Origin of the sequence: Paenibacillus sp. 23TSA30-6, assembly GCF_014858585.1 — a bacterium.
GTDB lineage: Bacteria > Bacillota > Bacilli > Paenibacillales > Paenibacillaceae > Paenibacillus.
In genome coordinates, this window is record NZ_SLTL01000072.1 from 1 (window position 1) to 3,495 (window position 3,495).

Here is a 3,495-nt window from a genome sequence, read left to right on the forward strand (position 1 = left end):
CCGAGATTAAAGCCCCGGGCCTGGTCCTCCTGCTTGAACGCATGGATATACGCCTTTTGCTCCGCTTCCTGCATTCCACGTAAATCCTTGAAGGAAAGGTCGCTATCTTTGTGACGGAACACGATCTGTAATGGCTCCTGACTGTGCCCTGTCTCAAACATATGGAAATTCGTCCGCAGCGCTTCATGACGCTGTGTCAGTAAATCCAGACTCTTCCGGAAAACAGCTACATCAAAGCTGCCTTTTTGATCAAACGACGCTTGCTGGAAGTATGCGCCTGACTCCGGCTCCATTAAGCTATGGAAAAGCATCCCCTTCTGCATCGGCGAGAGCGCATAAACATTTTCCAGTTCACCCACAGAAGCCATTTGCTCCGTCAATTGTTCCAGCTGCTCCAACCTCAAGCCCTTGAACAATACATCGCTTGGTGATAGCTCACTCCGCTCTTTGGAGGCACAGTGAACGATCACTTCCTGCAAGCTCTCCCGCAGTAGCTGCGCAAAGTTTTCCACATTTTCCGTGTGATATACCTTGCGGTCATAACTAATTTCCAATGTCAGTACACCTGCTGTGATCACTCCGTTCACATTCAGCGGCTGCTCTAACAGAGTGCTGTCACTGATTGGCTCCCCTCCTGTATAGGAAGAGAACTGGATATCGCTGTTTTCCAAATCCTGATCAAATTGTCCCAAATAGTTGAAGCTGATGTCCGGCTGGAACGCCAGCTCTTCATCGTTCACATCCTGAGACATATATTTCAGAATACCGTAGCCAATGCCCTTTTGTGGCACATGACGCAAGTCTTCCTTCACCCGCTTGATTCGCTGCCCCACTTCTGCCTTTCCGTCAACATCGAGCAGCACCGGATATTGGCTTGTAAACCAGCCCACTGTGCGTGTGATATCAATATCCGGCATGATTGCTTCCCGACCATGCCCCTCCAGGTTGACCAGCACGCGCTCCTGACCGCTCCAGTTATACAAGGCCGTGCCCAATGCGGTTAGCAGCAGATCATTGACTTCCGTGTTGTACGCGCGGTGCGCTTCCTGAAGCAGCAGTCGTGTTTCCTGCTCGCTCCAAGCTACGATCACCGTCTGGCTGTCGCGCATCAGAAAAATTTCTCCTTCGGCGATATCCAGATCCTTGGGCAGTGGCATCCATTTTGATTGGGCAAGATACCGCCAGAATGCACGTTCCGAATCCATAGCCGGACTATTCGCGTATTGGGACAAACGCTCTGCCCAAGCTGCGAATGAGTCCGTTTTGTATGGCAGACGAATTGCTTCTCCCTGAACGGCCTGCTCATATCCAGTTGCAAAATCCTCGAATATGATCCGCCATGAAATGCCGTCTATGACCAAATGATGAACCGTAATCAACAGATGGTCTCCATCCGCGCAGTGGAACAGTCCCAGCTTTAACAGTGGCCCTTCGTCCAGACGGATCGAACTCTGGATGGCATTCGCTTTTTCTTCTATGGCCTTCACCACATCTGCGGAGTCTCCTAGGTTTGTCAGATCAACAACGTCCAGACGATACAGCTCCCCTTCGTTCAGACCACGGCTCCACGCTTCATAGCCCTGCTCGGTCTGACGGAAAACGGTGCGCAGCGCATCATGATGCTCGGCCACCTTCGTCACCGTTTGACGTAATGCGGCTTCGTTAAAGCCTTGTGCTCTATACAGCATCACCGACTGGTTAAAATAGTGCGGTTCTGCTGATCGTTGTGCAAAGAACCACTGCTGAATCGGGGTCAGATGGACCGCCCCGGAAACCGTCCGCTGATCGGATGTACGGCTAGCCTTGTGTACATGACTGCTCAGCAACGACACGGAAGGATATTGGAACAGATCCTTCATGTCCAGCTTGTAACCCGCTTGCAGCAAACGGGAGGATACTTGAATCGCCTTGATCGAGTCACCGCCCAGATCGAAGAAATTGTCCAAAATGCCGACTCTCTTCGCACCCAGGACCGACTGCCACACCGAAACCAATGTCTGCTCCAGCGCAGTGCGAGGCTCTACATAATTCGCCCCACTTTGCAAACTACCTTGCGGTGCTGGAAGTGCTTTGCGGTCAATTTTACCGTTCGGAGTCAGCGGCATGTTCTCCAGTTGTACGAAGTACGAAGGCACCATATAATTTGGCAGCTCCTCGCCCAGCAAGCTGCGCAGCTCACTTGCACTCACTTCACGTTCTGCCACATAGTACGCCACCAGTTGGTTTTGCCCTTGCTCGTCCTCATGGGATAGTACAATTACCTCTTGCACAGCCTCCACCTTCAGCAGGTTTGCCTCCACCTCGCCCAGTTCAATCCGGTACCCCCGGATTTTCACCTGGTGGTCGATGCGGCCTAAGTGCTCAATGTTGCCGTCCGGCATCCATCTCGCCAAGTCCCCTGTGCGATACATCCGTTCATATCCTGCTTCTCCGTCCGTAAACGGATTCGGTACAAAGACTTCATTTGTTAAATCGGGACGATGCAGATACCCACGCGCCAGACCTGCCCCCGACACACACAACTCTCCAGCTACGCCCACGGGTGCCAGATGTCCATATACATCTACGATATAAACCCGGTGATTCGGCATCGGACGTCCGATGGATATAGTTTCTCCCACGCTCGGATTGTCGGACACCGACCAAATCGACGTGACAATCGAATTCTCTGTTGGACCATAAGCGTTGTAGTATGCCACTTGATTTTTCCACTTGTTTACCAGCTCCGTCGATGTCGTGGACCCTCCTGTGAGCAGGATACGCAGGTTTGGCATCCGCTCTGGCTCGAGATACACCGCGTATGTTGGTGGCAGTAGCACGGCTGTAATCTGGTGCTCAGTCATATACTGTTCGAACTGACCATAGTTTAAAATCGTGTCTGACGTCGGTACGTACAGCGTGGCTCCGCAAAACAGCGCCTGAGATACTTCCCAGCAAGCCGCATCAAACGAATAGCTGGCAAACATCAGGATATGATCTGACAATCCAATGTGCAGCGTCTGATCAAAATAGGTTTTCAGGTTGCACAGCCCGTGGTGCTCCACCATAACGCCTTTGGGCTTGCCTGTCGTTCCCGACGTGTAAATCACATACGCCAAATCGTTCGGCCCGGATACAGGCTCCAGGTTTGAACCGTCCTCGTGATAGACCGCCTGCTCTCCATCCAAAACCAGCACCTTACCGTCGTCGAAATCCACTTTTTCCACCAGATGATTTTGCGTCAATAACAGCTCTGCCCCAGAGTCGTCCAGCATGTAGCGGATACGCTCTTCCGGATACGTCGGATCAATTGGCACATATGCTCCCCCGGCTTTCAAAATCCCGAAGATGCCTACGATCATATCCACCGAACGATCGGTCATGAGACCCACCAAACGATCGCTCGTCACTCCGTGACTACGCAAGGTGCGGGCCAAACGGTTGGCGCGTTCGTTCAGCTCGCGGTAGCTCAGTTGCTCTCCCTCGCAGAACAATGCTGCCTGCTCCGGGGTCTGC

1 protein-coding gene is annotated in these 3,495 nt (G+C 52.4%); it reads right to left on the reverse strand.

Translation table 11 applies throughout. The features are described 5' to 3' along the window. On the reverse strand, positions 1-3,495 hold a 3,495-nt coding region (locus tag E0698_RS26075; RefSeq protein WP_192513407.1), incomplete at both ends, for a non-ribosomal peptide synthetase.